Source organism: Lysobacter sp. K5869 (assembly GCF_018847975.1).
Taxonomy (GTDB): domain Bacteria; phylum Pseudomonadota; class Gammaproteobacteria; order Xanthomonadales; family Xanthomonadaceae; genus Lysobacter.
Map to the genome: position 1 here is coordinate 3,268,010 of NZ_CP072597.1, position 26,639 is coordinate 3,294,648.

Annotated in this window: 15 protein-coding genes; 5 read left to right on the forward strand and 10 right to left on the reverse strand. The window is 69.2% G+C overall.

Annotation, left to right across the window (positions count from 1 at the left end; translation table 11 throughout):
- Nucleotides 1–516 precede the first annotated feature (516 nt).
- Nucleotides 517–1,584, forward strand: coding sequence for a TraB/GumN family protein (locus tag J5226_RS14190; RefSeq protein ID WP_215835124.1), 1,068 nt, complete (start codon nt 517–519; stop codon nt 1,582–1,584).
- A gap of 327 nt (nt 1,585–1,911) precedes the next feature.
- Here J5226_RS14190 and rnfB read toward each other — a convergent pair whose 3' ends face one another.
- From rnfB to J5226_RS14210, 4 genes are all read right to left on the reverse strand, one after another.
- Nucleotides 1,912–2,322 carry an Rnf electron transport complex subunit RnfB gene (gene rnfB / locus J5226_RS14195; protein WP_215835125.1) on the reverse strand — a complete coding sequence of 137 codons (411 nt, stop codon included), beginning with the start codon at nt 2,320–2,322 and terminating at the stop codon, nt 1,912–1,914.
- A gap of 100 nt (nt 2,323–2,422) precedes the next feature.
- The gene (metG, locus tag J5226_RS14200) at nt 2,423–4,510 is read right to left on the reverse strand and encodes a methionine--tRNA ligase (RefSeq protein WP_215835126.1); all 2,088 of its coding nucleotides are present in this window, start codon (nt 4,508–4,510) and stop codon (nt 2,423–2,425) included.
- Between the two features lie 389 nt (nt 4,511–4,899).
- On the reverse strand, nt 4,900–5,337 hold the full coding sequence (locus J5226_RS14205) for a DUF2147 domain-containing protein (RefSeq protein WP_215835127.1): 438 nt from the start codon (nt 5,335–5,337) through the stop codon (nt 4,900–4,902).
- A 230-nt stretch (nt 5,338–5,567) separates the two neighbouring features.
- Nucleotides 5,568–8,561 carry a TonB-dependent receptor gene (locus J5226_RS14210; protein WP_215835128.1) on the reverse strand — a complete coding sequence of 998 codons (2,994 nt, stop codon included), beginning with the start codon at nt 8,559–8,561 and terminating at the stop codon, nt 5,568–5,570.
- A gap of 482 nt (nt 8,562–9,043) precedes the next feature.
- Between J5226_RS14210 and apbC the strand changes: the two genes are divergently transcribed.
- The 3 genes from apbC (at nt 9,044) to J5226_RS14225 (ending at nt 11,701) form a co-directional block, all read left to right on the forward strand.
- On the forward strand, nt 9,044–10,108 hold the full coding sequence (gene apbC / locus J5226_RS14215) for an iron-sulfur cluster carrier protein ApbC (protein ID WP_215835129.1): 1,065 nt from the start codon (nt 9,044–9,046) through the stop codon (nt 10,106–10,108).
- Nucleotides 10,109–10,248: 140 nt separating this feature from the next.
- Nucleotides 10,249–10,821 carry a dCTP deaminase gene (dcd, locus tag J5226_RS14220; RefSeq protein ID WP_215835130.1) on the forward strand — a complete coding sequence of 191 codons (573 nt, stop codon included), beginning with the start codon at nt 10,249–10,251 and terminating at the stop codon, nt 10,819–10,821.
- Nucleotides 10,822–11,188: 367 nt separating this feature from the next.
- Nucleotides 11,189–11,701 (forward strand): RDD family protein, encoded by a 513-nt coding sequence (locus tag J5226_RS14225; protein WP_215835131.1) that lies wholly within the window; start codon nt 11,189–11,191, stop codon nt 11,699–11,701.
- Between the two features lie 184 nt (nt 11,702–11,885).
- Here the strand turns inward: J5226_RS14225 and J5226_RS14230 are convergent, their stop codons facing one another.
- From J5226_RS14230 to J5226_RS14255, 6 genes are all read right to left on the reverse strand, one after another.
- Nucleotides 11,886–12,185: a hypothetical protein gene (locus tag J5226_RS14230; protein ID WP_215835132.1), complete on the reverse strand. Its 300-nt coding sequence runs from the start codon at nt 12,183–12,185 to the stop codon at nt 11,886–11,888.
- A 221-nt stretch (nt 12,186–12,406) separates the two neighbouring features.
- Nucleotides 12,407–13,090: a pyroglutamyl-peptidase I gene (gene pcp, locus J5226_RS14235; protein ID WP_215835133.1), complete on the reverse strand. Its 684-nt coding sequence runs from the start codon at nt 13,088–13,090 to the stop codon at nt 12,407–12,409.
- On the reverse strand, nt 13,087–14,040 hold the full coding sequence (locus tag J5226_RS14240) for a DUF979 domain-containing protein (protein WP_215835134.1): 954 nt from the start codon (nt 14,038–14,040) through the stop codon (nt 13,087–13,089). Before J5226_RS14240 ends, pcp begins: the two co-directional genes overlap by 4 nt.
- A complete protein-coding gene (locus tag J5226_RS14245; RefSeq protein WP_215835135.1) occupies nt 14,037–14,759 on the reverse strand; it encodes a DUF969 domain-containing protein in 723 nt (240 codons plus the stop codon). The genes J5226_RS14240 and J5226_RS14245 overlap by 4 nt, the downstream gene beginning before the upstream one ends.
- A 70-nt stretch (nt 14,760–14,829) precedes the next feature.
- Nucleotides 14,830–15,573: a 5-oxoprolinase subunit PxpA gene (locus J5226_RS14250; protein ID WP_215835136.1), complete on the reverse strand. Its 744-nt coding sequence runs from the start codon at nt 15,571–15,573 to the stop codon at nt 14,830–14,832.
- Nucleotides 15,574–15,604: 31 nt separating this feature from the next.
- The gene (locus J5226_RS14255; RefSeq protein ID WP_091793749.1) at nt 15,605–15,769 is read right to left on the reverse strand and encodes a DUF5668 domain-containing protein; all 165 of its coding nucleotides are present in this window, start codon (nt 15,767–15,769) and stop codon (nt 15,605–15,607) included.
- Between the two features lie 321 nt (nt 15,770–16,090).
- On the opposite strand from J5226_RS14255, the gene J5226_RS14260 reads away from it, so the two are divergent.
- Entirely contained in the window at nt 16,091–26,632 is a 10,542-nt protein-coding gene (locus tag J5226_RS14260) for a hemagglutinin repeat-containing protein (protein ID WP_215835137.1), read from the forward strand.
- Nucleotides 26,633–26,639: the final 7 nt, after the last annotated feature.

Genomic DNA, 26,639 nt, shown 5'->3' on the forward strand with positions numbered 1-26,639 from the left:
CGCGTTGTTTCGGCGCGAGATCAATCCGGAGACTTCAAAGTCCTGTCGCGATAAATTCCTCGATTCCCGCGTTCGCGGGAATGACCTCAGATGGCTTTCGCCGCGTCTATCCCGGACCGTCACCCCCGCAGAGGCGGGGATCCAGAGACTTCAGAGTCCTGTCGCGATAAATCCCTGGATTCCCGCGTTCGCGGGAATGACGTTAGGTGGGTTTCGCCGCGTCTGTCCCACACCTTAGGCGGGTTTCGCCGCGTCTGTCCCACACCGTCATCCCCGCGAAAGCGGGGATCCCGAGCCTTCAGCGCCATGCTCCGCCGAAGCCCGTCTCAGACTTCGCGGCAACGAACGCGGGCGAATTCCCCAGCCCCGCGCCGCGCCGCTGTGCGGCCGCGGGCGTTTACGGCTTCGTAATACGAACCCCAACCGCGACGGCTTACACTGAGCGCCCGTTTCCTCGCGCCGCGCGCCGCATCGCGCCGCGGCCGCCGCCTGCTCATCCGAGGTCTTCGTCGCCCCATGCGGTTGCTCAAGCTGTTCGTCCTGCCCCTGTGCGCCGCGGTCGCGCTGAGCGCGCCGCTGACTTCGGCCACCGCGACCGGCGCGGTCGCGCAGGCGGCCAAGGCCGCGGCCAAGCCGCCGCCGGTGCCGCTGCTGTGGCGGGTGTCGGACGCCGACAACGCGGTCTATCTGCTGGGCTCGTTCCACTTGCTGCGCGCCGACGATTACCCGTTGTCCTCCGACATCGACCGCGCGTTCGCCGCGTCCGACAAGTTGGTGTTCGAGGTCGCGCCGGAAGAGATGTTCGATCCGAGCGTCGGCCAGCGCTTCATGCAGCGCGCGCGCTTCGAGGACGGGCGCACGCTCAGCCAGGCCTTGCCGGCGGATCTGCGCGAGAAGCTCAACCGCGTGCTGGCCAAGAACGGCCGCTCGCTGAGTCAGGTCGACGCGCTGGAGCCGTGGTTCGTCAATCTGTCGCTGGTGCTGGGCGTGTCGCAGTCGCTGGGCTTCAGCCCGCAGCTGGGCCTGGACCAATACCTGATGCGTCAGGCCGCCGAGGCCGGCAAGGGCGCGGCGGGGCTGGAGAGCATGGATCACCAGCTCGACGTGATGGACGCCAGTCCCGCCGACGAGCAGGTCAAGGCGCTGCGCGAGTTCCTCGATCAGCCGACCGAAGTGCCCGGCATGCTCGAGGAGATGCACACCGCGTGGCGCGAGGCGGACCTCGCCAAGCTCGACGAGAAGGCGCGGGTGGAGATGCAGCAGAAGACGCCGCAGACCTATCGCATCGTCAACGTCGAGCGCAACGAAGCCTGGGTGCCGCAGATCCAGAAGCTGCTCGACGATCAGAAGAAGGGCGACACGCTGGTCGTGGTCGGCAGCCTGCATTTGCTCGGCGGCGACGGTTTGGTCGAGCGCTTGCGCGCGAAGGGCTACAAGATCGAGCGGATCTGCTCGGCGTGCGCGGCGGGGACGCCGGATCTCGCGCCGATGCCCGCGCTCGTGCCGGCGGCGGCGCCGTCGGTGCGGTTGACGCCGGACGATCCGCGCGAGAGCAAGACGGTCGAGCCTAAGCCCAAGCGCTGAATCCGGATGCGACGTAGCGTCCCGCGCTACGTGTAGGAGCGGCGTAAGCCGCGACCAACCGAAGCGACTAACGCAAGCGAACCATCAGAAACCGAGAACCCCGGCGACGCTTTCGCAGAATCAACCCTCATCCATCCGGGCTTCGGGGCCTGCGTGGTATTCAAGCGAATCATCAGAAGCCGAGAACTTCGGCGACGTTTTCGCAGGATCAAGGCTCATCCATCCGGGCTTCGGAGCCCGCATGGTATTCAATCGCTTCGTTGGGTCGCGGCTCACGCCGCTCCTACAGGTAGATCGCCGGCAACGCGTTGAACGACGCGAGCGCGCCTAAGCGGCGGGCGCGACCAACACGATGCAATCCACCGGACACGCCGGCACGCACAGCTCGCAGCCGGTGCACAGCGGTTCGATCACCGTGTGCATGTGCTTGGCCGCGCCGACGATGGCGTCGACCGGGCAGGCCTGGATGCACTTGGTGCAGCCGATGCAATCGGCTTCGACGATCAGCGCCACCGGCGGTGCCGGCAGATGGCGGCCGCGTTCGCGGTCGAACGGTTTGGCCGCCACGCCCAACAACTTCGCCAACGCGCGCGCGCCGGCGTCGCCGCCCGGCGGGCAGCGATCCACGTCGGCTTCGCCGCGCGCCATCGCCTCCGCGTAGGGTCGGCAACCGGCGTAGCCGCACTGGCCGCATTGGGTTTGCGGCAGCAGGCGGTCTAGGCGTTCGGTTAGATCCATAAGAGCAGGAGTTAGCGAATAGGCGTTAGAAGTTAGCGAAAATCTAGAAGCGGCTGCTTGCTCTCGCTATCTCCTAACTCCTAACCGCTACCTTCCAGCCTCACCTCACCGGCATGCCCGGCTGCGCCCCGCCATCGGCATCCAGCAGGAACAAGCCGCCGCCGTCGAAGCCGGCCGAGAGGATCATGCCTTCGCTCAGGCCGAAGCGCATTTTGCGCGGGGCGAGGTTGGCGATGAACACCACGCTGCGGCCGATCAGCTTCTCGGGCTCGGCGTAGGAGCCGCGGATGCCGGAGAAGATCTGGCGCTTGCCCAGGTCGCCGGCGTCGAGCTCGAAGCGCAGCAGCTTGTCGGAGCCGTCGACGAATTCGCAGGCCAGCACCTTGCCCACGCGCAGGTCGAGCTTGGCGAAGTCGTCGATGGCGATGGTGGCGGGGCCGTCGCTCGCCGCGGCGGCGGGCTTGGGCGCGGCGGCCGCAGCCGCGGGCTTGGCGGTTTCGGCCTTCGCGGCCTCGCTCTTGGCGGGCGCGGCGGCGGCGAGGGATTCCTTGCTGGCTTCGATCATGGCTTCGATCAATTTCGGGTCGATACGGGTGAACAACGGGACGTAAGCGGCGATGTCGCGCGCGACCAGCGGCTGGTCGAGGTCGCTCCAGCGCGCCACCGGCGCGGCGAGGAAGGCTTCGCTCTGCGCGGCCACGCGCGGCAGCACCGGCTTGAGCGCGGCGGCGAGCACGCGGAACAGGTTCAGGCCCTGGGTGCACACCGCCTGCAGTTCGGCGTCGGCGCCGTCCTGCTTGGCCAGCACCCACGGCTTGCGCTCGTCGATGTACTTGTTGGCTTCGTCGGCCAGCGCCATGGTCAGGCGCAGCGCGGTCGCGGCTTCGTTGGCCTCGTAAGCGCGGGCGATCGGCGCGATCTGCTCGACGAAGCGCGCGTACATCGCCGGCTCCGGCAGCGCGTCGGCGAGACGGCCGGCGAAGCGCTTTTCGATGAAGCCGGCGCAGCGGCTGGCGAGGTTGACGAACTTGCCGACCGTGTCGGCGTTCACCCGCGCGACGAAGTCGGCGAGGTTGAGGTCGATGTCCTCGACGCCGCCGGTGGTCTTGGTGGCGAAGTAGTAGCGCAGCGCTTCGGGATCCAGGCCTTGATCGAGATAGGTGCGGGCCTGGATGAAGGTGCCGCGCGACTTCGACATCTTCTCGCCGTTGACCATCAGATAGCCGTTGACGTGCAGCCGCGTCGGCGCGCGGAAGCCCGCGCCGTGCAGCACCGCCGGCCAGAACAGGCCGTGGAAGGTGACGATGTCCTTGCCGATGAAGTGGTGCAACTCGGCCTGGCTGTCGCGGGCGAGATACGACCAGAAATCCAGGCCTTGCTTCTCGCACAGCGTCTGGAAGCTGCTGAGGTAGCCGATCGGCGCGTCGATCCATACGTACAGGTACTTGCCCGGGTGGCCGGGAATCTCGAAGCCGAAGTAGGGCGCGTCGCGCGAGATGTCCCAGGCGCGCAGGCCGCCGTCGGCGTCGAGCCATTCGTGCAGCTTGGCTCGGATGCCCGCGGTGGCGACGTCGCCGGCGAGCCATTCGCGCAGGAACGTCTCGAAGTGGCCGACCTCGAAGAAGAAGTGTTCGGACTCGCGCAGCTCCGGCGTCGCGCCGCTGACCACCGAATGCGGTTCGAGCAAGTCGGTCGGCGCGTAGGTCGCGCCGCAGTTCTCGCAGTTGTCGCCGTATTGGTCGGGGGTCTTGCAGTTCGGGCAGATGCCCTTGACGTAGCGGTCGGGCAGGAACATCTGCTTGACCGGGTCGAACAGCTGCGCGACCGAGCGGCGGCCGATGTGCCCGTTGTTGTCCAGGCGCGCGTAGATCGCCTCGGTCAACTGGCGGTTGGCGGCGGAGTGGGTGGAGTCGTAATGGTCGAAGGCCACGCCGAAATCGGCGAAGTCGCGCTCGTGGCGGACCTGGATTTCGGCGATGTAGGCCTCCGGCGTCTTACCGGCCTTTTCCGCGCCGAGCATGATCGGCGTGCCGTGGGTGTCGTCGGCGCAGATGTAGTGGACGGTGTGGCCGGCCATGCGCTGCGCCCGCACCCAGATGTCGGCCTGCATGTAGCCGACCAAATGGCCGAGGTGCAGGTCGCCGTTGGCGTAGGGAAGGGCGTTGGAGACGACGATTTCGCGTGTCATGGCGGGGGTGGCCGTGGGTGGTCGTGAATTATGGCATGGGCCGCCGCGGCGCTCGGCCGTGGCGGAGTGGGTGGAACGCGTGGAAAGGCCTTCGGGCCTTGCCTGTGCAGAACGAATCGGTGGGGCGAAAGCGAAGAAAGCGGGGGTGAGGCCGGAATCGGCTGGGCCCGCGAGCGAGAAACCGGGGCATCGCCGAATCGGGGAGCTTCGAAAGCGGGAGACCGGGCCAAGGCCGCAATCGCCCGGCCCTAAAATCAAGAAACCCGGCCAAGGCCGCAAGCGCCCGGCCCTAAAAGCAAGAAACCCGGCCAAGGCCGGAATCGCCCGAGCCTAAAAGCAAGAAACCCGGCCAAGGCCGGGTTTCCGTAAACGCACGGACCGGCCGGGACTTATTCGTGACGCATCCAGGTCTGGCTGCGGCCGATCAGCGAGAAGCCGATGAAACCGCGCACTTCCAGCTTCTTGCCGGCGTCCTGCGGGGTCACCTTGACCGAATAGATCTTGCCGGTGGCCGGGTCGAGGATCTTGCCGCCTTCCCAGGTGTCGCCGCTCTTGCGGATGCCCCACAGGATGACCATGCCCTTGACCGGCTTGCCCTTGCGCTCGCCGTCGCACTTGTCGCACAGCGGGTTGGGACCGCGCTCGGACTGCAGCACTTCGTTGACCCGGCCGGCGAGGCTGCCGTCCTTGGCCTCGTAGATCTCGACCACCGACTTGGGCTTGTTGGTCTTGTCGTCGATCGTGGTCCAGGTGCCGAGCGGCGAAACCTGGGCGAACGCCGCCGCCGGCAGCGCGAGCAGCAGCAGGGCGAGCAATTGTTTACGCATGTATCCCCTCCCAGAGACGTTAGCGTGGTGGCCGCGCGCCGTGGGCCGGCGCGGCGGGACGAGGTTCTTTATACCGCATCCGCACAGGTATGGAAGCCGCGCGGCGCGCGTTCAGCCTGTGCGCGGCCGAACCGGCGCGGCGGCCGCGAACGCGCCGCCGCCGGAAAACGAAAAGCCCGGCGTGCGCCGGGCTTTTCGCTGCAACGTTCGAACGATGGACTGCGCGGACCTTAGAACTTGTAGGTCGCGCCGGCGTACACGTAGCGGCCGATGGTGTCGTAGTTCGAGTTGGCGGCCAGCTCGCCGAAGTAGTTCAGCGGCGGATCCTTGTCGAACACGTTGTCGGCGCCGACGTACAGGTCCAGACCGGTGTTCGGGACCTTATAGCCGACCTGCAGGTTGTGGTAGGTGTAGGAACCGTTGCGGATCGGGCTGACCTGGCCCGGGTTGCTCTGGTAGCTCCACGGCTCCACGCGCAGGTTGCCGTCGATGTAGCGCATGTCCCAGCTCGCGCGCCAGTTGCCGATCTTGTAGCTGGCGTTGAGGGTGGCGCGCCAACGCGGATCGCTGACGTAGGTCAGGTATTCGCGGTACTCGTTCGGGAACTCCTGGAACGCCCACTCGCGCGAGGAGATCAGGCGCGTGCCGACGAAGCGCAGCGAGGCCTGGCCGCCGAACATCTCGAAGCGGTAGTCGGCTTCGATGTCCACGCCGGCGCGGCGCGAACGGGCGAGGTTCTCGTTGAGCGCGGTCCAGTTGTAGATCGAGCCGGCCGGGAAGGTGCGGCCCTGCGGATCGACGTAGCCGCCCGCCGGAGCGCGCTTGATCATCGAGCAGAAGCCGTTGCCGACGCCGCCGGGCGAGTCGACGCAGCGGGTCGCGAGCTGCTCGGCGCTGACCGCGCCGATCGCGTCCTTCAGGTTGACGCGCCAGTAGTCCACCGACAGGCCGAAGCCCTGGATGAACTCGGGCTGCCAGACGAAGCCGTAGGAGAACGAACGCGCTTCTTCCACGTCGAGGTTCGGGTTGCCGCCGCTGACGCCGGGGTAGTTGCCGCCGTACTCGTTCTGGAAGTTCGCCGGCAGGCCCAGCGCGGCGCAGTTGCGCGCGCGCAGCGCCGGATCGGCCGCGGTGTTGACCGAGTTGCGGCGGCCCGGACGGGTTTCGCACGGGTCGTTGATCGTGGCGAAGTTCTGGGTCTGCGGGTTGAACAGCTCGCCGATGTTCGGCGCGCGCACCGCCTGGGCCAGGCTGGCGCGGACGCGGAAGGAATCGTTGATCGCCCAATCCAGGCCGACGTTCCAGGTCTTGGTCTCGCCGACCGTGCTGTAGTCGGAGTAACGGCCGGCCAGGTCCATGCTCAGGCGCTGCACGCCCGGCAGATCGGCCAACAGCGGGATGGTGGTTTCGGCGAAGATTTCCTTGACGCTGTACTCGCCCTTGCGGCTCGGGATCGCGTTGAGGAAGGTCAGGCCCTGCGCGGCCAGCGGATCGGTGCGCTCTTCGCTGCTTTCCTTACGCCATTCCACGCCGCCGGCGAAGCCGACGCCGCCGGCCGGCAGCTCGAACACCGAGCTGTTGGCGACCGAGGCGCTGAACACCTTCTGGGTCAGCTGGGTGCGGTTCTTGGCGTCGTAGTTCATCCAATCCGCCGCCTGACGGCTGACCGCGCCGTCGCCGAACACGCTGAAGGGCACGCAGCCCTGGCGCGACAGGTCGAGGTAGCGCACGCCGGTGTTCGGGTTGATCGCGTTCGGGTCCAGCGTGGTGCGGCAGACCAGATTGCCGCTGCCGTCGCGCACCACGTCCATGCCGGCCTGCCAGCGGTCGTTGATGCGGTTGTTGAGGTTGAGGCGGTCGATCTCGGTCTTGCCGTAGTTGGCCGAGACCTCGTAGGTCCAGTTCTCGCTCAGGTAGCCTTCCAGGCCCAGAACGTAGCGCTGGGTGGTGCGCTCGACGTTCTCGCCGCGGCGGCCGGCGTCGACGTTGAAGCGCGAGACCTGCAGCATCTTGTCGCGGTCGGTCAGGCTGTTGAGGCCGTTGGCGTCCATCAGCGCGGCCAGCTGCGGCGACAGATAAGCGTTGTCGCGGCGGATGCGCAGCGGCTGGTCGTAGCTGGGCTGCGACAGGAAGTCCGACTCGGTCTTGGTGTACTTGCCTTCGAAGAAGAACTTGTGGTTCTCGTTGATATCGAAGTTCACCAGGGTGTTGACGCTGTAGCGGTCGAAGCCCGGCTGCAGGTCGGCGACGCCGTTGAGGTCGACGAAGTCGCAGTCGACGCAGGTGTTGGCGCCGTCGCGCGGACCGTCGTAGCGGGTCGGGCGGAAGGTGCCGTCCGGGTTGAACTGGTAGCGCTTGCCGCCGGCGTTGAAGGTACCGCCGTAGGAAATGCTGGAGTTGCCGCCCGGGCCCATGAACACGCGCTGCGGGTTGTCCTGGCTCGGCGGCAGCTTCGGGTCGAAGTTCGGGTTCGGCATGCTGATCAGGTTTTCGCGCCCGATCTTGCGGTCGTTGCGGCCGAAGCGGTCCTGCTTGCTGTACTCGGCCGAGTACACCACGCTGCCGCGGCCGCCGGCGAATTCGTTGCCGCCGGTGAAGCTGACGAAGGAGCGGCTGAAGTCGCCCTCGCTGGCGTCGCCGGTCTGGGCGCGCAGCTCGTAGCCTTCGAACTTCTTCTTCATGATGAAGTTGACCACGCCGGCGACCGCGTCGGCGCCGTAGACGGCCGAAGCGCCGCCGGTGATCACTTCCACGCGCTCGATCAACTCGACCGGGATGGTGTTGATGTCGACCGCGGTCGAACCCGACAGACCGCCGACGTGGCGGCGGCCGTTGACCAGCACCAGGGTGCGGGTGGTGCCCATGCCGCGCAGGTCGAGCAGGCCCAGACCGGCGGTGCCGATCGAGCGGGTCGAGTTGCCCATGGTGTAGGTGGCCGACAGCTGCGGCAGGGTGGTCATCAGGTCGGCGATGGTCACCGCGCCGGTGGCGCGGATTTCCTCGGAGCTGATGCCGATCACCGGCGACGGGGTGACGAAGCCGATGCGCTTGATGCGCGAGCCGGTGACGGTGACCGCGTCGATGTCGGTCGGCGAGGCGGCCGCGCCTTCGGCCGGAGCCGCGGTCTGGGCGCTGGCGGCGCCGGCGGCGGTGAAGGCGATCGCGGAAACGAGCGCTGCCGTCAGCCTGCTGCGATGCAGGCCGAACGAGTTGAGTGCTGCCATGAATGAATCCCCTAGCTGAGAAGTGAAGCGCGAAAGCGGACTTTCTGGGTCGATCTACGTGTTTTGGTTGCCTTCCTGGGCATTAACGATCCCTTTACGAAACTGAACTTAACACGACGATAACGTTCGCTTTCTGGCCGGGGCGGCCCATTCACTTTGCGCCGTCTGTTGTTTCAACTGATTGAATTTAATGGTTTGTTAGTCTATAGGCGGCGGTCGAACGCAAAATCGCGTTGCGCGGCTTTATGTAATCAATCTGTAGCTAAGTCACAGATAGCAATGCGGCGGAATCCGAATTGGCAATTTTAAGTTGTTTTATTCAGCTTTCGCGACGGGCCTGTCCAGGCGCCGGCCGCGGGCCCCGCCGCGAGCGGGCGGACGCGATTGCGCGCAAGCCTTAACATGTAGACCGGCCGCCACGCGGCATCCCTGTATCGAGTCCCCATGCGCCTACCTACCCCGCGCCCAGCCGGATCGCCGGCATGAGCGAGCAACTGCAGTCTTCGATCGCGGCGCTGCCGCTGCCCGACACCGACCTGAGCCTGGCCGACAGCGGCGCGCGCGTGCGCGCCGGCGCGGCCGAGGGCCGGGTCGCGGTGTCCATCACCGCCGGTTTCGCCCTGGACGGCATGCGCGCCGGGCTGGAGACGGCCATCGCCGCCGCGCTGGCGCCGCAAGGGCTGGCGCTGGCCAGCCTGGAACTGATCTCGCGCATCGTCTCGCACGCGGTCCAGCCCAAGCTGTCGCCGCTGGCGAACGTGCGCAATCTGATCGCGGTCGGTTCCGGCAAGGGCGGGGTCGGCAAGTCGACCACCGCGGTCAATCTGGCCCTCGCGTTGGCGGGCGACGGCGCCCGCGTCGGCGTGCTCGACGCCGACATCTACGGCCCCAGCGTACCGACCATGCTCGGCGCCCACGGCAAGCCCGACAGCCCGGACGGCAAGCACATCGAGCCGCTGCGCGCGCACGGCATCGAGGCGATGTCGATCGGCCCGCTGGTCGAACAGGACACGCCGATGATCTGGCGCGGCCCGATGGCGACCTCGGCGCTGACCACGCTGCTCAACGACACCCAGTGGGGCGAACTGGATTACCTGATCGTCGATCTGCCGCCCGGCACCGGCGACATTCAGCTGACCCTGGCGCAGAAGATTCCGGTCGCCGGCGCGGTCATCGTGACCACGCCGCAGGACGTGGCCACGCTCGACGCGCGCAAGGCGCTGCGCATGTTCGAGAAGGTCGAAGTGCCGGTGCTGGGCCTGATCGAGAACATGGCCGTGCACGTGTGCTCGAACTGCGGCCACGCCGAGCATCTGTTCGGCGAAGGCGGCGGCGCGCGCATGGCCGCGCAATACGCGGTGCCGCTGCTCGGCAGCCTGCCGCTGGAGATCGCGATCCGCGAGCAGGGCGACGCCGGCGTGCCGCTGGTCGCGGCCCAGCCCGATTCGGCGGCGGCGCGCGCCTACCGCGGCGCGGCGCGCCGGCTGGCCGCGGAACTGGCGCGGCGGCCGCGGGTGGCGCCGTCGATTTCCGCCTCGCTGGTGTAAGCGCGGCGCGGTTTCGGCGGGTCGCCCGCGACCGCCGCGCCGTGCCGCAGCCCGTACAATCCGGGACCGGGCGCCCCTCGCGGCCGGCCCCCCAAATGATTACCGCGCGGCCTCGGCCGCGCCTTCGTAAGGAACACCGCATGAGCATCAAGTCCGACCGCTGGATCCGCCGCATGTCCGAACGGCCCGCCGGCATGATCGAGCCGTTCGAACCCGGTCAGGTCAAGCAGTCCGCCGACGGCCAGCGCATCGTCAGCTACGGCACCTCCAGCTACGGCTACGACGTGCGTTGCTCGCGCGAGTTCAAGGTGTTCACCAACATCAACTCGACCATCGTCGATCCCAAGCATTTCGACAGCGGCAGCTTCGTCGACGTGGAATCGGACGTGTGCATCATCCCGCCGAACTCGTTCGCGCTGGCGCGCACGGTCGAGTACTTCCGCATTCCGCGCGACGTGCTGGTGGTGTGCTTGGGCAAGAGCACCTACGCGCGCTGCGGCATCATCGTCAACGTGACCCCGCTGGAACCGGAGTGGGAAGGCCACGTGACCTTGGAATTCAGCAACACCACGCCGCTGCCGGCGCGCATCTACGCCAACGAGGGCGTGGCGCAGATGCTGTTCTTCCAGTCCGACGAAGTCTGCGACACCTCGTACAAGGATCGCGGCGGCAAGTACCAGGGCCAGGTCGGCGTGACCTTGCCGCGCACCTGATCCGCGCAACCGGGCCGCGCGCCGCGCGGTCCTGTGCGGCGCTCGCCGCCGCGGCGCGCACGGCCGCGGTGTCCGCGAACGCGGTCGTTGGCGCGGGCTCGGTCCGCGCCGCTGAGTTCTCTGCGATCGCCGCGTTTCGCGGCGGTCTTCTTCCAGCGAATGCGCGCCGCCCATACCGGGCGGTGTGGATGCCGCGCGCGCGCAAGCTCGCGCCGGCCCGATTCGCCGCCCGGGCGGCTTCGGCAAAAAGACTGTGATCGGTGCAGCCGATCCCGGTTTTGCCTGTTATCTTTCCCGAGCCCCAAACCCGGGCCGCGCGACGGGGAATCCCGCGGACCCGTCCAAAACCCCTGCAAGGAGTAGTCGAATGGACCCGCAAAACCCTTACCAGAGCCCGCAATCGCAGCTGACCGCGCCGGGCGGCGGCGATGACGAGCTGGCCGACCGCGGCATCCGCCTGGTCGCCGCGATCATCGACGGCGTCATCATGATGGTGGTGATGCTGCCGCTGATGTTCATCGGCGGCTATTTCAACGCGGTCATGGAAGCCGCCCAGAGCGGGCACCAGCCGTACGGCCTGCAGATCGCCTGGGGCATCGGCGGCCTGCTGCTGTTCTTCGCCGTGCAGTACCTGCCCCTGAGCCAGAACGGCCAGACCTGGGGCAAGAAGGTCATGAAGATCAAGATCGTCGACCAGGACGGCAACAAGCCGGACCTGGCCACGCTGATGGGCAAGCGCTATCTGTTCCAGCAGGGCGTCGGCCTGATTCCGTGCCTGGGCCCGATCGTCATTCTGGTGGACGTGCTGATGATCTTCCGCGAAGACCGTCGCTGCCTGCACGACCAGATCGCCGGCACCCGCGTGGTGGTCGCGCGCTGATTTCAGCGACGCGATGCGGCAACGAAAAAGCCGGCGCTCGATGCGCCGGCTTTTTTTTTATGTCTCGATTTCGCGCGGTAGGAGCGGCGTGAGCCGCGACTGCGACATCGCGACTACGTCGAGACTGTCGTCGTAGCTGTGGTGTCGCAGTCGCGGCTTACGCCGCTCCTACAGGGAGCTCCCGTTACTCGCGCGGCTTCTGGTAGGTGACGAAGAAGCCTTGCAGATCGCCGTTCTCGATGTACGGCTCCACGCTCACCACGTCGTAGCCGCGGGTGGCGAAGGCCTGGTGCGCGCGGCTGAGCGCGTTGGCCGCGCCCTGGTTGCGGAAGCCCCAGGTCGCGTCGACCCACAGCGTCACCGCGCGCAGGTTCTTGCTCACCGCGTCCTGCGCGACCTGGTCGGGATTCTTGTCGAACAAGCCGGCGTGGGCGGGCGCGGTAGCGGCCGCGGCGAGCAGGGCGGCGAGCAAAAGGCGTTGCATGAGGGGTCTCCGGCGAGGCGGCCGGGGCGGCCGCGGTCGATGTTGGGCGCCGCCGACGCGGCGGCGCTGCAGGGGCGAAACCGTCGGCGAAGCGGCGGTCGGTGTCGGGCGCCGCCCGCGAGCCGACGGTCGCTGTTCCGCGCCGTCGGCAAGCGGGTGGTCGGTGTTTCGCACCGCCGGCAAGCCAGCGGTGGGTGTTCCGCACCGCCGGCAAGCGACGGTCAGTGTTCCGCACCGCCGGCGAGCCGGCGGTCGACGTCCGTCGCCAGCGCGGTTTCGACCATCGCGCGCAGGGCGCGGACCACGCTGTCGGCGTCCAGGCTCGGCGCGCCGGCATGGCGCGCGGCTTGCGCGGGAGAATACGGAATGTGGATGAAGCCGCCCCGAACCCGCGCGTCGCCGCGCCGGTGCAGTTCGTGCATCAGCCCGTAGAACACGTGATTGCACACGTAGGTGCCGGCGGTCTGGGAGATCTCCGCGGGCAGTCCGGCATCCAGCAGCGCCGCGCGCAGCGCCTTGATCGGCAGGGTGCTGAAGTACGCCGCCGGGCCGTCGCCGATCACCGGCTCGTCGATGGGCCGCGCGCCGAGGTTGTCGGCGATGCGCGCGTCGTCGACGTTGATCGCCACGCGTTCGATCGACAACTGCGCGCGGCCGCCGGCTTGGCCGACGCACAGCACCAGCGCCGGGCGCGATGCGTCGAGGCATTCGCGCAAGCGCTGCAGCGACGCGCCGAACGCCACCGGCAAGCGTTCGGCGACGACGCGGCGGCCGCCGATGCGCTCGCCGTGCAGGCGCCGCACCGCGTCCCAGCTCGGATTGTCGGCTTCGCCGCCGAACGGCTCGAAGCCGGTCAGCAGCACCGGCGCGTCGGCGAAATCGCCGTTGTGGACATCGGCGGTCATCGCAGCGCGATCCAATACATCAGCAGCACGTTGCAGGCCAGCAGGACCGCGCCGGTGGGCCACTGCGCGCGGATCACGCCGTACGGGTCCTTGAGTTCGAGCAAGGCCGCCGGCACCAGATTGAAGTTGGCCGCCATCGGCGAGAACAGCGTGCCGCAATAGCCCGAGAGCATGCCGATCGCCGCCAGCGGCGCCGGATCGGCGTGGTGGTGGCCGACCAACAAGGGCAGGGCGATGCCGCCGGTCATCACCGGGAACGCGGCGAAGGCGTTGCCCATGATGACCGCGAACAGCGCCATGCCGACCGCGTAGGCGACGACCACGGCGAAGGCGTTGTCGACCGGAATCGCCATGCGCACCACGCCGGCCACGGCCTGACCGACGCCGCCGGCCTCGAACACGCTGCCGAGCGTGGCCAGCAGCAGCGGCAGCAGCGCGGCCCAGCCGATCGCGTCGACCAGCCGGCGCGATTGCTCCACGCCGCTCCACGGCGTCTGCCGGGTCAAGCGGCAGGCGGCGAGCAGGGCGACGATGCAGGCGAAGGCCAGGCCGATCAGGGTGATGTTGGCGGTTTCCAGCAGCGGCCGCTCGCCGATGCGCACGTATTTCAGGCCGAGCGCGACCGCCAAGGTGACCGCGGGAATCAGCAGCGCCGGCCAGAACAGGCGATTGCCCAGGCGCAGCGATTCGCCGGTTTTCTCTTCCTGGGTGGTTTCCGCGTAGCGTCCGCGGCCGAGGCCGCCGAAGCCGGCCAGCAGCGCCAGCACGACCACGCAGCCGCCGACGACGGTGTTCGGCAGGTGCTCGGCCAGGACCATCAGCGCGGCGATCAGGCCCCAGAACGCGGCCGTGGTCCAGCGCCGCGGATTGCCGGCGTCGCGCGCGCCGCGCCAGGCCAACGCGCCGAAGTACAGGCCCAGCAGCCAGTAGACGAAGTTCAGGCCGATCATGCGTCGCGCGCCTGATCGGCGAGCGCGGCCACTTCGGCCGCGCGCTGCTGCGCCAAGCGCCGGACCAGCGCGCGCTCGAAGCGCAGCACCCGGATGCAGTGGATCAGGAACGCGCAGATCGCGGTCGGGATGCCCCACAGCGCGATGTGCAGCGGATCCAGCCGCAAGCCGTGTTCGGTGAAGAAACTCTGGATCAGTAGCACCGCGCCGAAGGCGATGAAGATGTCCTCGCCGAAGAACAGGCCGACGTTGTCGGTGCCGGCGGCCATCGCGCGGATGCGCTGGCGGGCGTCCTCGTCGAGATCGCCGTGGCCGGCTTGCGCGGCGCCCTCGGCCATCGGCGCGAGCAGCGGGCGCACGGTCTGCGGATGGCCGCCCAGGCTGTTGAGGCCGACCGCCGAGGCGAGCTGGCGCATCAGCAAGTAGGCGATCAACAGCCGCCCCATGGTCGCGCCGCGCAAGCGCGCGACCCAGCGTTGCGCGTGTTCCTTCAAACCGTGGCGCTCGAGTAGGCCGATCACCGGCAAGGTCAGCAGGAACAGCAGCAGGAAGCGTTTCTCGGTGTAGGCCTTGCCGAGCACTTCCAGCACCTCCAGCGGCGAGATCTTCGCCGCCAGTCCGGTGATGAAGCCGGCGGCGACCACCACCAAGGCCGGATTGAGCCGCAGCACGAAGCCGAGCGCGAGCGCGGCGACGCCGATCAGGGGCCAATAGTTCATGCGGCAGCGTCCTCGCGTGGCGGAAGGAGAGTCGGGTGCGAGCGATCCTTCGCCGTGCGCGCCGCCGCGGTCACCAGGCCGCGACGCTCACGCCGTCGGCCTCCAGCGCCGCGCGCACGGCGCGCGCGAACTGCGGCGCGTCGCTGCGGTCGCCGTGCAGGCACAAGGTGTCGGCGCGCAGGGCGATGGTGTCGCCGCCGGCCGCGCGCACGCGCCCGTGCAGGGCGAGTTCGCGCACCTGGGCGATGGCCTCGTCGAGCGATTCGATCACCGCGCCGGGCTGGCCGCGCGGCAGCAGGCGGCCGTTGGCCGCGTAGCCGCGCTCGGCGAACACTTCGTGGGCGACGCGCAAGCCCAGCCGCTGCGCCGCGTCGGTGAGTTCGGATTGGGCGAGGCCGAACACGATCAGGCGCGGATCGAATTCGGCCACCGCGGCGGCGATGGCTTCGGCCACGGTGCGGTCGTCGGCGGCGAGGTTGTAGAGCGCGCCGTGCGGTTTGACGTGGGTCAGCACCATGTCTTCGTCGGCGGCGATGGCGGCCAAGCGCGCGAGCTGGCCGGTCACCAGCATCGCCACCTGCTCGCGCGACAGCGCCAGCGCGCGGCGGCCGAAATGCTCGCGGTCTTCATAGCCCGGATGCGCGCCGGCGGCGACGCCGTGGGCGCGGCACAGGCGCAGGGTCTCGCGCATCGTCGCCTCGTCGCCGGCATGGCCGCCGCAGGCGATGTTGGCCGAGCTTACGTAGGGCAGGATCGCCGCGTCGTCGCCGCAGCCTTCGCCGAGATCGCAATTGAAGTCGATGCGTGCGGACATGAGGCGTTGCGCGTGCGGCCCGCGGCCGCGCTCAGTTGCGCTTGAACAGCAGGCCCAGGCCGACCGCGATCAGGATCGCCGGCCACCACGTGACCAGCAGCTTGGTCACGCTGAGATTGGTGAAGCCCAGGTTGTTGAGCAGGAACAAGGTGCCGATGACGATCAGGATCAGGGCGCCGACGACGTGGGATTTCATGGGTGAGTCTGGTTCCTGGAAAACGTACCGGCCGCTGGCGCCGGTACAGGGCGACCGCAGTCTAGTGGGGCGGCGGGGTTTTTCCCAAGCCCGCGGGGAAATCGGACGCCGCCCGTACCGCGATCGGGCCGCGTAGTTCATTGAATTCATTAAAGATGCCCCGTGAGAACGGACGTGATTGCACTCACGGATCGATAAAAATTTCCGCACTGCCGCGCGAAGTCGTGGGGGTGTGCGCAGCGAGGTTCGTCTAGTCAGGTGAGCGCGACCGGCCCAGGCCGTGGCCCGCGCCTCCACCGACGACTCTCATGGACGACTGTTATGACCCCTCTGCCCAGCTTGTTGCCCCGTACCGATCGCGCCGGTGCGGCGCGCCGGCCTGCCTTGAAGCCGCTGACCGCCGCCCTCGCGGTGCTGTGCGCGGCGCTGGCCGCGCCGCCGGGCCATAGCCAGATCGTGGCCGCGCCGGACGCGCCCGGCGGGCAGCGGCCGGTGGTGTTGACCGCGCCCAACGGCGTGCCGCTGGTGAACATCCAGACCCCGTCGGCGGCCGGCGTCAGCCGCAACGTCTATCAGCAGTTCAACGTCGACGCGCAGGGCGCGATCCTCAACAACAGCCGCACCAACGCGCAGACCCAGCTCGGCGGCTGGGTCCAGGGCAATCCGTATCTGGCCGGCGGCGGCGCGCGGATCATCCTCAACGAAGTCAACGGCGGCGATCCCAGCCGCCTGCGCGGCTATCTGGAAGTCGCCGGCCAGCGCGCCGAAGTGGTGATCGCCAATCCGGCCGGCATCTCGGTGGACGGCGGCGGCTTCATCAACGCCAGCCGCGCCACCCTGACCACCGGCACGCCGCAGCTCAGCGCGATCGGCGGGCTCGACGGCTTCCTGGTGCGCGGCGGCACGATCCGCATCGAAGGCAAGGGCCTGGACCTGAGCCGCACCGATTACGCCGCGATCCTGGCGCGCGCGGTGCAGGCCAACGCCGGCATCTGGGCCGGCGAGCTCAAGGTGGTGACCGGCGCCAACCGCATCGACGCCGATCACCGCGTGGCCGAGACCGTGGCCGGCAGCGGCGCCGCGCCGGCCTACGCGCTCGACGTGGCCGCGCTGGGCGGCATGTACGCCGGCAAGATCGCCTTGATCGGCACCGAAGCGGGCCTGGGCGTGCGCAACGCCGGCACCGTGCAGGCCGCCGCGCAAGCCGGCGTCGCGTTGGCGGGCGCGGGGCAACTCGTGGTCACCAGCGCCGGCCGCCTGGAAAACCTCGGCACGCTGCAGGGCGCCAGCGACGCGAACCTCAGCGCGAGCGCGCTGAGCAACGGCGGGCGCGTGTCCAGCGGCGGCAACCTCAAGATCGCCACCCAAGGCGATCTGAGCAACGCGGCGGCGGGCAAGGGCGGCGTCATCGAAGGCGGGCGGCTGGACCTGGGCAGCGCCGCCGGCGATCTCGACAACCGCGGCGGCACCTTGCGCCAGACCAGCGCCGCGGGCTTGGTGTTGAACGCGCCGAAGCTGAGCAACGCCGGCGGCACGATCGGCCGCGAGCCGATCGCGCAGACGCCGAACCCGGGCACCGATCCGGGCACGCCGGGTGGCGGCACGCCCGGCGGCGGCACCCCGGGCGGCGGGACGCCCGGCACGGGCACGCCGGGCGGCGAACCCGGCGGCGGCATCGTCGTGCCGCCGTACGTGCCGGCCTCGCCCGGCGCGATCGCGGCGGCGGGGGCGGTGCGCAACGACGGCGGGCGGATTTACCTCGGCGGCGCGATCGAACTCAACAGCGCCGACCTCGACAACCGCGGCGGCAGCCTCAGCGTCGCGCGCATGAACCTGATCCAGCCGCGCTTCGACAACCGCGGCGGCACGCTCGACGTCAGCGAGGCGTTCAACGCCCGCGTCGAGCAGTTCGACAACCGCGGCGGCAAGCTCAACGCCGGCCGCCTGAACATCGCCGCCAGCGGCGACGTGCTCAACGAAGGCGGCAGCTTGAGCAGCGGCGGCGACGCCGCGCTGGAGGCCGGCGGCCGCTTCGACAACGCGCGCGGCGCGTTGACCGCGACCGGGACGCTCGCCATCGCGGCGGCCGGCGCGGTCGACAACCGCGGCGGCACGCTCGCGGCCAATCGCGACTTCGCGCTCGCCGCCGGCGCGCTCGCCAATGCCGGCGGCGCGATCCAGTCGGCGCAGGGCGATGCGCGCCTGAGCCTCGCCGGCGCGTTCGACAACGGCGACGGCCAGATCGCCGCGGCGCGCGACTTGAGCGTGACGGCGCGCGAGGCGAGCCACCGCGGCCAGCTGCGCGCGGGCAACGACGCGTCGCTGACGTTCTCCGCGGGCCTGAGCAACGACGGCGCGATCACCGCCGGGCGTCATCTGAACCTGTCCGCCGGCAGTTTGAGCGGCGGCGCCGGCGGCGTGCTCGGCGCCGGCGTGCAGGCCGACGGCAAGCTCGGCGCGGCCGGCGATCTCAGCGTGCGCACCAGCGGCGCGTTGGCCGCGCACGGCACCCAACTCGCGGCCGGCGGCGCCACGCTCGACGGCGGCGCTGGCGTGGACGTGTCCGGCGGCCAGACCAGCGCCGCGAACGTGGTCCTGCGCGCGCGCCAGGGCGACGTGAACGCGCGCAAGGCCAACGTGGTCGCCAGCGGCCGCCTGAGCGTCGAGGCCGACGCCGCCGACTCGCAATCGCTGCTCAACGAAGGCGGCCGGCTGCAGGCCGGACAGCTCGATCTGCGCGCCGGCGTCGTGCGCAACAACCAAGGCGGCGAGATCGTCCAGACCGGCACCGCCGCCGCGCTCATCGCCGCGCGCGGCGCGCTCAGCAACGACGGCGGCCGCATCGCCGTCAACGCGACCGATCTGAGCCTGCTCGGCGCGAGCATCGGCAACGCCGGCGGCAAGATCGAGCACGCCGGCAGCGGCGCGCTGAAGATCGCCGGCGGCCGTTTCGACGGCGACAACGGCCAGATCGCCGCCAACGGCGCGCTCTTGGTCGATCTGAGCGGCGCGTTCCATCACGACGGCGGCAAGGCCGGCGCCAAGCAGGTGTCGATCCAGGCCGGTTCCTTGAGCAACCGCGGCGGCCAGATCGTCCACAGCGGCGACGGCGAAGCGCGGGTGAGCGTGGCCGGCGCGCTCGACAACGACGGAGGCGCGATCGCCGCCAACGCCGCCGCGCGCATCCAGGCCAACAGCCTGAGCAACCGCGGCGGCAGCCTGCGCGCGGCGGAAAACTCCGATCTGCGCATCGACGTGGCGCAGACCCTGGACAACGGCGGCAACGGCGACATCGCCGCCGGCCGCGACACGCTGCTGCGCGCCGGCGCGATCGACAACCGCGGCGGCCGCATCGCCGCGGTCGGCGATCTCGACGTGGACGCGCGCACGGCGCTGAGCAACGCCGGCGGCACGCTCGCGGCCAACGGCAACACGCGCTTGTCGGCCGAGCGCCTGGACAACAGCGGCGGCACCCTCGCCGCGGTGCGCGGCGGCTTGCAGGTCGCCACCGCGTCGGCGACGCGCAACGACGGCGGCAAGCTGCAGGCCGGCGGCGCGGTGACCTTGAACAACGGCGGTTTCAGCAACGTGGGCGGGCAGGTGTTCGGCGACAGCGTGTCGATCGACACCCGCGGCCAGGCGCTGGACAACCGCGGCAAGGGCGTGATCGCCGCGACCCAGGGCATGGACCTGCGCTCGGGCGCGCTCGACAACGACACCGGCCTGATCCAATCCGGCAAGGCGCTGCGCATCGACACCGGCGGCGCGAGCCTGACCAACACCCACGCCGCCGGCGGCTTCAACGGGCAGGGCGGCATCAGCAGCGGCGACACGCTGACGCTCGTCACCGGCGCGTTCGACAACCGCGCCGGCTCGATCGCCGCCAAGCGCGCGCTGCAGGCCGACACCGGCGCGTTCCTCAACCGCGACGGCGGCACGGTGCTGGGCGAGGCGGGCGTCGTGGTCGACACGCACGGCGCGGGCTACGACAACCGCGGCGGCCAGACCCTGGCCAAGGGCGATCTGACCTTGCGCGCCGGCGCCATCGACAACACCGGCGCACTGATCCGCTCGCTCGGCATCGCCTCGCTGCAAGCCGGCAGCGTGATCAACGCCGCGACCCAGGGCGCCGGCCAAGGCATCGAAGGGCGCGACGTGATCGTCGTGGCGAGCGCGCTGGACAACCGCAACGGCGCGATCCGCGCCGACCGCAACGCCACCCTCGTCGGCGGCGGCCGGATCGACAACGGCGGCGGGCTGATGTCGGCCGGCGACACCTTGGCGATCCTCGACCCCAACCGCGCCATCCCCGGCGCCAAGACGCTGGAACTGGTCAACACCGGCGGCACCTTGGTCGCCGACAAGAACCTGCTGATCGACGCGGCCGGTTTCAGCGGCGACGGCCGGGTGCTGTCGAACCAGGACCTGAGCATCGCGCTGAGCCGCGACGTGACCCAGACCGGCGAAGTCGCCGCCAACGGCGACCTGCGCTACGCCACCGCCGGCACCTTGATCCAACAAGGCAAGCTGGCGGCGGGCCGGACCCTAACCGTCAACGCCGCCACCCTCGACAACCGCGCCGGCGCCGAGATCGTCGGCGGCACCACCGTCGTCGGCGCCGGCCACGTCGTCAACCGCGGCCTGATCGACGGCCGCGACACCCGCATCGACGCCGGCACGCTCGACAACATCGGCACCGGCCGCATCTACGGCGACACCGTGTCGATCGGCGCGGGCACGATCAACAACGACGCCGAAACCGTCGGCGGCGCGATCAAGGCCGGCACCATCGCCGCGCGCGCCAACCTCGACATCGGCGCGGGGACGATCAACAACCGCGAGCATGCGTTGATCTTCAGCGGTGGCGACATGGTCATCGGCGGCGCGCTCGACGCGCAGCGCCGCGCCACCGGCCGCGGCGCGACGCTCAACAACCTCAGCGCCGAGATCGAGTCGCTGGGCGACATGGCCATCGCCATGGCCCAGATCAACAATCACGACGTGCACCTGCGCAAGGGGCCGACGACCCATCCGGCCAAGCCGCCGCTGATCGCGATCGCGCCGATCGGCGGCGACCGCATGTACCTGCCGGAGGAAGTCATCTATGCGCCGGGTTCGCCGTTCGTTTACGAGCGCAATCCCGACGGTACGCCCGGCCGCCTGCTGTCCAGCGAGGGCTACGGTCTTTGGACCACGGTTTACGCGGTGACCGAGGACACCGCGGTCGACGCCGATCCTTCGCGCATCGTCTCCGGCGGCGACATGCTGCTGGACGGCAGCGTGCACAACCGCAGCAGCCGGATCGTCGCCGGCGGCGATCTGGTCGCCGTCGGCGGGATCTCGAACGAGGGGCTCAACGGCGATCGCAACATCAAGCGGGTCTTCACCGTCATCAACCACGAAGGCAAGCTGGTCGGCGGCGGGGCTTTGTCCGACATCAACGAGACCTTCGAGCTCAACAAGTACGAGCCGCAGCGCAACGTCAACGCGGTGCAGGGCTACAACCCGGGCGCCGCCGGCGCGACCGGCGTGAACGCCGCGACCGGCGGCGCGGGAGCGGTCGGCGGCGCCGGCGCGCAGGCCATGATCGAAGTGCCCGCCAACGTCGGCGGCGTCTCCCGCGCATCCGGCGCGGCGGCCGGTGCCGCCAACGGCGCGGCCGGCGGCGCCGGCACCGACGGCGCGGCGTCCGTGCCGATGGTCGTGCGCACTCGTTCGCCCGACGCCACGGTCCCGCGCGCCAGCCTGTTCGGCCTGCGCCCGGATTCGGCCAGCCGTTACCTGATCGAAACCGATCCGCGCTTCACCGATCAGCGCCGCTGGCTCAGCAGCGACTATCTGCTCAGCCGGCTCGGCATGGACGGCAACCTGACGCAAAAGCGCTTGGGCGACGGGTTCTACGAACAAAAGCTGATCCGCGAACAGATCGCCCAGCTCACCGGCTACCGCTATCTGGAAGGATTCGGCAGCGACGAAGCGCAATACGCCGCGCTGATGAACGCCGGCGCCACCTTCGCCGCGCAGTACGGTCTGCGCCCCGGCGTGGCGCTGAGCGCGGCGCAGATGGCGCAGCTGACCAGCGACATCGTCTGGCTGGTCGAGCAGACCGTGAGCTTGCCCGACGGCGGCACCCAACGCGTGCTGGTGCCGCAGGTGTACGTGCGGGTGCGGCCGGGCGACATCGACGGCTCCGGCGCCTTGCTCAGCGGCAACACGACGCGGATCCAGAGCGCGGGCGACCTGGTCAACACCAGCACCATCGCCGGGCGCCAATTGCTGGCGATCAACGCCCAGAACATCGACAACCTCGGCGGGCGCCTCGACGGCGGCCAGGTCAACCTCAACGCGCGCAACGATCTGAACAACCTCGGCGGCAGCATCACCGCGCGCGATGCGGCGATCCTGACGGCGGGCAACGACATCAACCTGCGCACCACCACCCGCGATGCGACCGGCCTGTTGACCGGCAGCAACATCGATCGGGTCGCCAGCATCTACGTCGCCAATCCCGGCGGGATCTTGCTGGCCTCGGCCGGCCGCGACGTGAATCTGGCCGCCGCGCAAGTGGCCAACGCCGGCGCGGGCAGCCGCACCCTGGTCAACGCCGGGCGCGACGTCAATCTGGGCACGGTGACCGAAGGCTATTCGGCCTACGCCACCGGCCGCAGCGGCAACACCCGCGCCAGCGGCATCGCCGCGCACACCAACGAGGTCGGCTCGACGATTCTCGGCGGCGGCAGCGTCGCGATCGCCGCGGGCCACGACGTCAACGCGCGGGCCGCCCAGGTCGGCGCGCTCGGAACCTTGGCCGTCAACGCCGGCAACGACATCCGCATCGATGTCGGCACCCGCGCCGATTCGGTGCTGACCACGCAAGAGTCCTCCGGCCGCAAGATGCTGGTGCGCAGCAGCAGTTCCAAGCTCGACGTCGAAAACAGCGTCGGCGCGATCGGCAGCCGCCTGTCCGGCCAGGACGTGATCCTTTCGGCCGGCAACGACCTGATCGTGCGCGGCAGCGAAGTCGCGGCCGAACGTCAGGCCGTGCTCAGCGCCGGCCGCGACGTGCGCATCGAAAGCGCGCAGGAGTACAAGCAGACCGCGAGTTTCTCCTCCAGCAAGAGCAGCGGGCTGTCGCGCGGCATCGCCGAGGGCATCAACTACACCAGCAACAAGGCCAGCCAGTACAAGATCGGCAACGGCGTCAGCCAGGTCGGCAGCACCATCGCCGGCGCCGACATCAGCATCGACGCCGGCCGCGACGCGCAGATCGTGGCGAGCAAAGTGCTGGCCGACCGCAACGTGGCCATCGCCGCCGGCCGCAATATCGACATCCTGGCCGCCTACGACACCAACAACACGATCGCGGCCAGCGACAAGAACGACCTCAGCCGCAACCTCAAGCCGGGCGCGGCGCCCAGCCAGACCTTGTACAGCCGCACGTACAAGGGCGAGGACGGCACCGGCCAGACCAGCAAGGCGGTGACCAGCACGATCAGCGCCACCGGCGGCAGCGTTTCCCTGATCGCCGGCGTGGACGGCAAGTACCGCGGCACGGGGCAGGGCAACGTCACCAGCGAGGGCGCCAACCTGCTGGCCAAGGACCGGGTCAGCATTTCCGGCAACGCGGTCAACCTGATGGCGGCGACGTCCACCGAGCTGAGCACCAAGCACAGCCGAAGCACCGGCCACACCGTCGGCGCGGAACTGTCCGGCACCGTCGGCGGCAAGATCACCGCGCTGTACAAGCAGATCGAAAAGGCGCGCACTTCCACCGACGAGCGCGAGCAAGCCGCGGCGGCGCTGAAGGCCGGTTACGACGCTTACAAATTCGCCAACGACGGCATCGGCAAGAAAGTCGCCGGCGGCGTGGATCAGGCGGCGATCGACAAGGCGGTGGCCGCGGGCAGCACCGACGCGGCGATGGCCAATTCGCCGTCCGGCGCGGCGTTCGGCGTCAGCGTCAGCGAGAGCCGCACCCGCTCGCGCGAGGACAGCGCCAGCGCCAGCACCCGCCAGCGAGGCACCGAGATCCAGGCCGGGCGCATCGACATCACCGCGCGCGAAAGCGACATCAATATCCAGGGCGGCAAGCTGCAGGCGAGCGACATCCTCCTGGACGCCGCGCGCGACGTGAACCTGTTCGCGGCGCAGAACACCTCGGCCACCCTGGGCACCAGTTCCGGCAGTTCCTTCGGCGGCGGCGCCACGTTCGGCTTCGGCTCGCAGAACGGCGTGAGCATCCAAGTCAGCATGGGCGGCAGCCGCGGCCGCACCACCGGCTTCGAGGTCGTCCACGACAACACCCGGGTGACCGCGACCGATTCGCTGACCATCAAGAGCGGCCGCGACACCAATCTGCGCGGCGCGCAGTTGGCGGGAGAAACCGTCAAGCTCGATGTGGGCCGCGATCTCAACATCGAAACGCTGCAGGACGTCACCCAGTTCTCCAGCGACAAGAGCAGCCGCGGCCTCGACCTGAGCCTGTGCATTCCGCCGATCTGCTACGGCCAGTTCATCGACAGCGCGAGCATCAAGTATTCGAGCGAATCGGTCGATCACAACTACCGCAGCGCCGGCGGCCAAAGCGGCATCACCGCCGGCAGCGGCGGCTACGACATCCGCGTGCGCGGCAATACCGATCTGGTCGGCGGCGCCATCGTCAGCACCGCGGCGCCGGACAAGAATCTGCTGACCACCGCCAGCCTGACCAGCCGCGACCTGCAGAACCTGCAGAACACCAACTCCTCCAGCACCAGTCTGGGCCTGAGCTTCAGTTCCGGCTCCAACGCTTATGTCCAGGGCCCGAGCCTCAGCGATCAGCTGATCTCCAACGCGTCCAGGAATGTGCGCTCGAACCTGGCCGCCGGCAGCAACGGTTTGCCGGCCGACGGCGAGCAGCGCAGCCAGACCCTGAGCGTGATCGGCCCCGGCCGCGTCGTCGTCACCGGCACCGGCAACGCCGAAATCGACGGCCGCAGCGCCGAGACCGTCGCGACGGTCACCGCGCGCGACCCCAAGACCGCGCACGATCCGCTCAAGAACACGCTGACCCTGCAGCAAGCCGCGGAGATTCCCAAGCGGCAGAAAGAGGCGGCCGAGCGTCAGGCGCTGGCGGACAAGGTCGGCGGCGTGATTTCCGGCGCCATCGGCGACATCAGCGGCGCGTTGAACAAGGAGCTGCAGGATCAGGAGAACAAGCGCGCCGAGTTGGCCAAGGAAGATGCGCGCAAGATCAGCTCCTGGGCCGACGGCTCGATTGAAAAGACGGCGATGCATAGTCTGGCCGGCTTCATTCAGGCCAAGATCGCACAAGGCAATCTTGTGGCCGGTGCGGCCACCGGCGCGCTTAACGAACAATTGGCGCCGGAGATGGCGAAGCTGCTGCTGGGCCTTGGGGTCGAGCGCGACAGCGTCACGTTCAAGGAACTGATGAAGATCGGTTCGACCTTGCTCGGCGTCGCCGTCGGCACCGCCGCCGGCGGGCGCACCGACGTGGAGATCAACGCGGCGGTGGCCAGCAACGGCACCGCGCAGAACTTCCTCAAGCACGATCAGGTCGCGCAGATGAAGCGCGAGTTCGACGACTGCAAGGCCCAGGGCAACGCCTGCGGCGACGAACAGATCAAGGCGATCGCCAGCCGCTACATGGCGCTGTCGCAGCAAAACATCGATAAGGTGCGCGCCTACATCCGCGCCGGCGACGTCGCCGCGGTGGCGGCGCTGGAAGGGCAGGCCGCGACCGCCGCAGCGGTCGACGACGCGATTCCGTTCGGCTACGGCGATGTGTCCAAGGTGTTCCAGGGCTGGCAGAACAACGTCAATTTGCTGGGCACGGTCGGCGGCGTCGGCGCGATCGGCGGGACCGATGTGCAGCAGGCGACCGAGGTCGCGCAGTTCCGCCGCGATTACTGCGTCGGCATCAGCAGCGGCGCCTGCGATGCGAAAGTGCAGCAGGCGCTCGACGATCGCGCCACCCGCTACTGGACGCTGACGGGGATCAGCGCGAGCGTGCAGATCGCGGTGCCGCTCGCGGTGCGAGCGGTCGGTGGGCTGCGGCCGCCGGCGCCGACATCGGCGCCGACCCCGACGAGCGTGGGCTCGGTCCGCGTCGGCGACCGCGACGTCGAAGTCGCCGGCCGCGGCCCGGTGATGCTTCGCCGCAATCCCGAAACCGGAGTCTACGAACCACTGGAAGAAGTGCCCGTGGCCGTTCCCGGCCCCGGCTTGCCGGTGCCGCGGCCCGGCACGCAAACGCCTCCGGCCACGACTCCCGCGTTGCCGGCGCCGGCCGGCTACGTGATCATGCCGATGCGCGATTCCAGCGGAACCTCGATCCCGGTGGTGTTGGCCACCGAGAAATTCAGTTGGGGGCCGACGAATCCCAACGATCTGATCGGATCCCAATCGGTCGATCATGAGCGCGCCGCGGTGCGGTACATCCTGTCGACCGAACAGGTGGTGACGATACTGGATACCCGGTCGTCCAACGCTAACGGCTTCGACCCTTCCTATATCAAGAAAACGCCGGAAGGCGGCTATCAATTGGTTCTGGTCGAGGACAAGTCCGGGCGCATGGACGCCATCACGGCCTTCGGCGAAGGCCACACCGGCGAACAACAGCTGATCAAGAATCTGGACGCGATGCGTGCCTATATCCTCGCCGACAAGAATCTGTCCGAACCGGCTCGGATTTCCGCTATCGACCAGATCGACCGGCGCACCTTCCAGGTTCAGTTGTTCGTCGGGCCGACCTCCAATCCGCGCCTTTCGACATTGGACAACGCTCGCAAAATGACGCGCGGGACATCGTCGTTGTACAACATCGTCGTACTGCCGCGAGCGCCGGGGGCGATCAAGCAATGATCCCCGG

Coding starts and splice junctions, on each gene's coding strand:
- J5226_RS14190 (WP_215835124.1), top strand. CDS start 517: ATGCGGTTGCTCAAGCTGTTCGTCCTGCCCCTGTGCGCCGCGGTCGCG.
- rnfB (WP_215835125.1), bottom strand. CDS start 2,322: ATGGATCTAACCGAACGCCTAGACCGCCTGCTGCCGCAAACCCAATGC.
- metG (WP_215835126.1), bottom strand. CDS start 4,510: ATGACACGCGAAATCGTCGTCTCCAACGCCCTTCCCTACGCCAACGGC.
- J5226_RS14205 (WP_215835127.1), bottom strand. CDS start 5,337: ATGCGTAAACAATTGCTCGCCCTGCTGCTGCTCGCGCTGCCGGCGGCG.
- J5226_RS14210 (WP_215835128.1), bottom strand. CDS start 8,561: ATGGCAGCACTCAACTCGTTCGGCCTGCATCGCAGCAGGCTGACGGCA.
- apbC (WP_215835129.1), top strand. CDS start 9,044: ATGAGCGAGCAACTGCAGTCTTCGATCGCGGCGCTGCCGCTGCCCGAC.
- dcd (WP_215835130.1), top strand. CDS start 10,249: ATGAGCATCAAGTCCGACCGCTGGATCCGCCGCATGTCCGAACGGCCC.
- J5226_RS14225 (WP_215835131.1), top strand. CDS start 11,189: ATGGACCCGCAAAACCCTTACCAGAGCCCGCAATCGCAGCTGACCGCG.
- J5226_RS14230 (WP_215835132.1), bottom strand. CDS start 12,185: ATGCAACGCCTTTTGCTCGCCGCCCTGCTCGCCGCGGCCGCTACCGCG.
- pcp (WP_215835133.1), bottom strand. CDS start 13,090: ATGACCGCCGATGTCCACAACGGCGATTTCGCCGACGCGCCGGTGCTG.
- J5226_RS14240 (WP_215835134.1), bottom strand. CDS start 14,040: ATGATCGGCCTGAACTTCGTCTACTGGCTGCTGGGCCTGTACTTCGGC.
- J5226_RS14245 (WP_215835135.1), bottom strand. CDS start 14,759: ATGAACTATTGGCCCCTGATCGGCGTCGCCGCGCTCGCGCTCGGCTTC.
- J5226_RS14250 (WP_215835136.1), bottom strand. CDS start 15,573: ATGTCCGCACGCATCGACTTCAATTGCGATCTCGGCGAAGGCTGCGGC.
- J5226_RS14255 (WP_091793749.1), bottom strand. CDS start 15,769: ATGAAATCCCACGTCGTCGGCGCCCTGATCCTGATCGTCATCGGCACC.
- J5226_RS14260 (WP_215835137.1), top strand. CDS start 16,091: ATGACCCCTCTGCCCAGCTTGTTGCCCCGTACCGATCGCGCCGGTGCG.